Genomic DNA, 6529 nt, shown 5'->3' on the forward strand with positions numbered 1-6529 from the left:
GCATGTTTTATTTAAAGCCGCGTGAGGTGATTAATTCGGATGCTGAGCGTGATTGGTCAATGGACTTCTCGGCATGGGCTGCCCATGTCAGCACCCCGATGTTTAAACACTATTTTGAACAGGGCATGGTTAACAAAGAGACTTTGATTAAAGACGCTCCGATGGTCGCCGTTGATTTCGAGACCACAGGCTTAGATTGTCAACGTAATAGCATCGTCAGTATTGCTGTCGTACCTATGTCCGCTCAACGGATCTTTATGTCGCAAGCGCGGCAATGGGTGGTCAAACCGCGACAAGACTTAACGGACGAATCTGTCGTTATTCACGGTATTACTCACTCTGATATTCAATCCGCTCCTGATATCGAGGCTATTTTGCCTGAGCTATTGGATTTAGTCGCGGGCAAGATTTGGGTCGTTCATTACAACGGAATCGAGCGCCCTTTCCTACAAAAAGCAATGGATGCGCGTTTCAATGAACATATCCATTTTCCTGTCATCGATACCATGGCCATTGAAGCACGCTTTCACCGTCAACGTCGTTCGTTTTGGTCAAGGTTAATGGGTAAGCGTCCCCTATCTATTCGTCTTGCCGATAGTCGCGAGCGCTATAACTTGCCCTTTTACGCACCCCATGATGCGCTCACCGATGCGCTTGCATGTGCTGAGCTCTTACAAGCGCAAATCCGTCATCGCTACAGTCTGGATTCGCCGCTGCAAGATATTTGGTTGCCCTAGTGAAAGATATTGCTAGGCGACTCGTTTAGGTGGCTGCACAATTAAATCTTCAATAATATGCACCTCATTAGTTTTGCTTACGGCGCGTTCGCGCCTTTGCAGCGGCAATTCTACTTGCACACTTTTCGTTAGCGTTTGGTATTCACTGAGTACCTGAAATAACCAAATTTCTGGCTGCCAACGCAGTTCGTTGTTGACTAGATAGTCGAGTGCGGAATGAGGATACTGGCTTTGAGCTGCATCGATAAAAAACTCATCAACATCTTGCTTTAACTGTCGCTGTTCAGTTTCAAGTACCGCGTCGCTAAACTGCGCCATGGCTTTTGCTGACTCACTCGATGAAGTTTGTTCAGTACGTAAGTGACGCGTTTTATGTAGCGCCTCATGCAGCACGTCTAACGTTTGTTGTTGAGTACTCTCAATACGCACATCCGCGTGAGCACCCGCACGAATACCACAGGCTTGGTTAAACAACTCGGGGACTTCACTGCGTTCAGTATAATCACTGACCTTAAGCTCGGGATGTTGACGCAGAAACTGCGCCATATTATTAACCAATAGACTACGCGACTGCTGTTCACGAAACCGGCTCATTAATTCAATCATTCGATGTTGAATCTCGAGCATACTTGCACGTTGTAAGCTTGTCCGGCGCTGTAGTTGCACAACCAGTAGTTGGCGTAGTTTTACATGACCATCGGCAAGCGCAATACACTCCTCGTAATCGACCATTGAAAGTCCGTCGAGTAATCGCTCGATTTGGTTTTGTGCCCGCTGGTTTTCAGCCATTTTCTCATCCAAACTGGCGGCAAAGCCAAAATCGGTATTCAATCGATTCCATAAACTGTGAATTGCTTCATCAAACTCAGAGACTAAGTCATAAACACGCTCTTCAATAATATGTAACTTTAACTCTGCTAGATACATATCACTGCGCTGGTGCGCCTTTCTGAACACATCGACCTGGTTGCGAATAGAGTCCAGCTTGTCCGCAACATCGGCTTGGATCGACCGTCGCCGTTCATCCACAACTAAATTAGCAATGAGTTGTGCAATAGGCGCTCGCAAACGATACCCTTGACCGTGCTCCGGCTGATAAATAATCCGTGCATTTAAGAGGTTACGCAGTATTCCTTCATTAACAGACAAAGCATCAAGCTCCCCCGTTTGATAGGCCTGCATCAAAATACCTGCATGTCGACCTATCAGGTTGAGTCGCTTTTCACCTTGCTCAAGCCGCTGGTCGGAAACATTGAGTTGCTCATCAGTCATCTACAATAACGCCTCTTGCTCAGGTGTCTCCTCAACGGGAAGGTTTTCTTCGTCGCGAATAAAGCGGATCACGTCCATCAAATAATCCACTTTCCCTGTCACAATAAAATACGGTCTGTCCGTGTGAGGCTGGATAAAATAACCATGCTCTACCAACCGCTTAGCAATTTGCTTTATTTGGGCATCGACAGTTTCGGCTTGCGAGTTAAAAAAGCGGTCACGTGCTAAATTTGCTAGGCGTTGTTTTAGACTGGGGTTGTCCTCACAGGCAACAACCCACTCGGGAAGCTTAATCGTGTCGCCAGGCACCAATGTACTATCGTGGCCGAGCGCTTCTTGTGTCAGAGTGAGCCATTCGAGTAACGGCATCAGTGTAGCAAGGGTCTGAATAAACTGTTGACGTAAATGCTCACGACCCGATTTATCAAGCGTCTGATAGCTTAAGAAAAAAACGCTCCCGTCAGCCGTCTGGCTCACGGTGCGATTTAACGGACGCAAATAATCATTTATCTGACTTTGTAATGTCTCATCTTGTAACTGTCGATGATACTCTGGGAAACGTTGACTACAAATAAACTCGCCAGCCAGTAGCGTCTCGATAATGGGACCAAATGTCATCATACGTGGTGCTCCTGTTGAACAAGGTGAGCCAGCTTCTCAGATAATCCAGAAACCTTTGGTTGAATGCGTTTCAACTGTCCTTTTCCCACCTTGTCTGGATGTGCCTCAATTAAGTAACGATGCTTAAATAGCATCAAAACATCAGACTCAGGATTAGGAAAGGCGCCTACAATTTGAATGTGATTGCTATCACACGCATCAAAAAGTTTCTCGACGTTGTGATAGGCCAACGTACCGATTTCGTCAATCGGCCAATGGAGCGTTATCGCCTCGCTATCCGTGCGCAACAAACGTGTGAAGGCTAATAAGAATTTACACAAGATCAGATAAGCCATTCCATGGCTCGACGATTCAGCGAGTTGGCGATCATTCCGAATCACAAGCTCATTGCCCGCTTCGGTCAAGAACAACTCAATCTTCAATAATGATTCGATACTGTATTTTTGATCGGCTCGCAAAATATCGGCGACCATTCCCAACTGCATCAAGTAGTCTTCGTTTGGAAGTCTATCGCCGGACTGCTGCCATTGCTCATAACTTGCTACAAACTGTGTGAGCGGTTCCCAAAATCCCAACGCATCGATAGTTGAGCTGATTTTAACTTCGGCGCGGTCGATGCCTGATAAAGACAGCTCATCGCCTACGGCATCAGTTAAACGCCGGCTGTACTGAGCCACACGCTTATGGATATCATTAAAGACAGTAAAGAAGTCTACTAAATCTTTACTAATATTGTGACCGGTCGCCAATATTGCCTGTTGGTGCTCTTCGAGATAGTCCAACATCACTTGGAAGAGTGCCAATTTCGATGCAATGTCTTCTCCCACATTCATGCGTTGTCGGCTTTCTTCCATGAAGTTAAGAAAGTCTACTTGCGCATCACGACGTAGTTGATTATCGAACTGACGAAGCTCCTCACTAAGGACTCTATCACTATGCATGAAACGTTCGTACACATCATCGCATCGACCTAAAAGTTCGCTACTGTCTCTTTCCTTTAAGGAGCTTGCCTGTTGTCTTTGCTGCAACTCAGGCGTAAGTCCTGGCAAGTGATCGAGTTTACTGAGGCTGTCTCGTAATCGCTGTAACAACGAACTTATCTGTTCCAGTTTCAACTGAGTCTGCTGACGCAACTCGAGATCTTGCGATTTACTCTGTTCAAACACATTTTTAGCTAAACGTTTTTGATCTTCTCGCGTTAAAATCTCTGACTGCAACTGTCTTTCTTGCGCTTGCCATTGCGGACGTGCTGACTGCCAAACGGATTGTTTGAAATATCGATACTCGCGCACGCGTTCTTTCCATTGAGTCGCTTGATGTATCGCGCTATTTAACTGTTCTTCTCGTTGTTTTAACTGTTCAATATCCTGTTCATTGACACCTTGCTGAGCGAGTTTGTCGCTAAATGCTCGCTCCAATGCCTTAATATCGTCCTTAACCTGTGCACGTTCCTGTGCCTGCTGTTGACGTTCTAGCTCTTGCGACTCCTCAAGTTGTGCGATCACATCTTGCTGTTCAGCTTTCAACTCAATTTCTGCACTACGTTGCTGTTCGATTAACGCTTGCGTACTACTTTCAATGTGTTCATTAAGACTTTCTAGCCGCTCTTCATAAGCCTCTTGTTGTGCTCGAAGTTGTTGAGCTCGCTCCGAGACTTGTCGCTTTATATCCGCTTTTAATCGAGCTTGAGCATCAAGCGCATATTCGACTTCACGCTGTTGTTTTTGAAGCTGATGCTGCACCTGATGAACCTGAGCTTCAGCCTCGGATACACACTCGCTTTCGCGGGCTAGCTGCTGTTCAATTTCTTCGACCCGTTTAATCAGCGACTGTTGTTGGCTCTGTAGTTGCTCGAGTTCACGTCTGCCCTGCTCATTATCGTGTCGTGTCAACTCGATCGCCGTCAAATCAATCTGTAAACCATAAACACTGTCGTTGGCTTCTTCAAAAACAGGATTCAGATCAGTGCGCTCTAATAGTGACGGACAAATGACCTTACCAATCGTGTCATGCCACGTAGGTAAATGGCTATGCAGAAAGCCTCGAAGGCTATCAGGATCGGGCTCAAGCTCGATCGCTTTTTGCTTAACGGTGATTTTTACTGAGGCTAACTGCTCACGCGTACGGTTTAATTCCTCACTGACACGTAGACGACTACGCTGTGACTGGTTGAGCTGTTCACGCGCTTGTTCGAGTTGATCGCGTTGCAGGGTGAGATGCTCTTGCGCATCAACAACGCGCTCGGACAATGCATCTAATTGCTGTTGCTCCTCTGCATTTGCGTGATGACTCTCCGAATTAAATGCGGCCAGTTTCAGCTTGACGGCTTCTCTCTCATCACGCCAACGGTCAGTTTGCTCGTTACGGTGGCGTTGATGTTGTTCACGGAACTCACTTAATGCCTCGCTGTGGCGTGCATGCAGCTCAGACAGTTCTTGCGCGAGTGCGTCGAGTTTAGCTTGATGCTTCACATCACGCCGTTGCTGCCGCTCCGTTAGTTTTAATTTCTCGCTATCGAGTTGTTGACGTTCAGCCTGATGGGCCTCAAGCAAAACAATGCGCTGCTGTTTAACTTCCTCCGCTTGTTCCTGTAGCTCGGGCAAACGATCAATTGTATGTTCCCACTCCTCAATATTAGCTTCACGAAATTCATCGGCCCTGTTCTGTGCTTCATCCAGTTGTCGCTCAACTTGTTTAAGCTCGGCCTTGTACTCGCTCAGTGTCTCATTGATTTGATCGCGTTGCTGCTCATAATCGGCGGTGCGTTGACTAATACGTTGTTCAATTGTCTTTAACGTTTCCTTTAAATCACGCTCTTGATCAGCTAACTGCTCTCTATGCTCAAGCAATAAAGGTTGAATAGCCCAAAGCTCTGCTAACTCATCGCCATAGCGATGAGCACCGCTTGAGAGTTTGGTGAAAGCGGCCTGTAGATCATCCAAGCGCATCGTTTGCCGCATTTGCTCAATCCATCTGCGGATCTTTTCACCACGAATCGAACTGTGGGGGACAGCGTGTCCGTCTTCTTCTAGAATCGCTGCTAACATGCTACGTAAAGTATCCATTTTGCCTTCTTTAGCATGCACAGCACTGACCAGTTTTTCGATATGACGTAATTTATGAGGCGCTTTCACCAATGCAAAGCGTGCCGCCAATTGACGCAGTTTTACGCTATCTTTTTGGGTATGTTGCAACGCTTGTACATCATTTTGAATCAGCGTACGAAACTCGCTTGTTGCACTAATTTTATGACTAAAAAGATGCCCTTTCGCGCGCAATCGCTTCAACCACTCCTGGTAGTCAACCGCAATCACTTTATCACCTTGCTCGTCGAGGTAATCTTGTGGGCAATATTCAGCATCGATAAAACGGTAATCAATGCCATCGTTGCGTTTGGTCAACACCACTTGGACGTCGCGTTGCGCCGCAGACTGATATGAATAAATAATGTAGCTATTACTATACGGCAGATAGAACTTGTCAAAGTTGTCGCGGGTTTTAGGCACCACTTTATTGGGTTGCTCGCCATAAAACACGGGGATCATACGTTGTAACGTGGTTTTCCCCGACGCGTTACTACCACAAATATTGGTGTGCCCTTCTAAATCCAGTTCCACGATACCCGGGAGGTGACCGTTAATCATAATTATTTTTTTAAGACGAGCCGCATTACCTGCCATATTGTTCCTCGTAACACCTTCACCAAAGCCGTTAATGATAGCATGCATTCTGCATCGTGAGCGATGCACTAACGGACAATTTACATCCGTTAAAACCATAAAAAAAAGCGCCCCAAAGGACTAATGCTTGTCAGTTAAGCTAACGACTAGCATTTTTTCTAGGCGACCGCATCGGATAACGTTGCGGTCGCCTTTTTATTGCTCGTGGATAGTGCCGTT

General features: G+C 46.4%; 4 protein-coding genes. 1 reads left to right on the forward strand and 3 read right to left on the reverse strand.

The genetic code is table 11. The features are described from left to right. Positions 1 to 2 precede the first annotated feature (2 nt). Complete coding sequence (locus tag AWU56_RS09070) at positions 3 to 737, forward strand: 3'-5' exonuclease (RefSeq protein WP_272977483.1); 735 nt, start codon at positions 3 to 5, stop codon at positions 735 to 737. Positions 738 to 749: 12 nt separating this feature from the next. Here AWU56_RS09070 and AWU56_RS09075 read toward each other — a convergent pair whose 3' ends face one another. The 3 genes from AWU56_RS09075 to AWU56_RS09085 are packed head-to-tail and all read right to left on the reverse strand — an operon-like array spanning position 750 to position 6310. Beyond that, on the reverse strand, positions 750 to 2009 hold the full coding sequence (locus tag AWU56_RS09075; RefSeq protein ID WP_272977482.1) for a hypothetical protein: 1260 nt from the start codon (positions 2007 to 2009) through the stop codon (positions 750 to 752). Further along, entirely contained in the window at positions 2010 to 2630 is a 621-nt protein-coding gene (locus AWU56_RS09080) for a condensin complex protein MksE (protein ID WP_286682316.1), read from the reverse strand. It abuts the gene before it with no gap. After that, on the reverse strand, positions 2627 to 6310 hold the full coding sequence (locus AWU56_RS09085; RefSeq protein WP_286682317.1) for an ATP-binding protein: 3684 nt from the start codon (positions 6308 to 6310) through the stop codon (positions 2627 to 2629). The genes AWU56_RS09080 and AWU56_RS09085 overlap by 4 nt, the downstream gene beginning before the upstream one ends. Positions 6311 to 6529: the final 219 nt, after the last annotated feature.

The organism is Idiomarina sp. T82-3 (assembly GCF_001577655.1).
GTDB lineage: Bacteria > Pseudomonadota > Gammaproteobacteria > Enterobacterales > Alteromonadaceae > Idiomarina > Idiomarina baltica.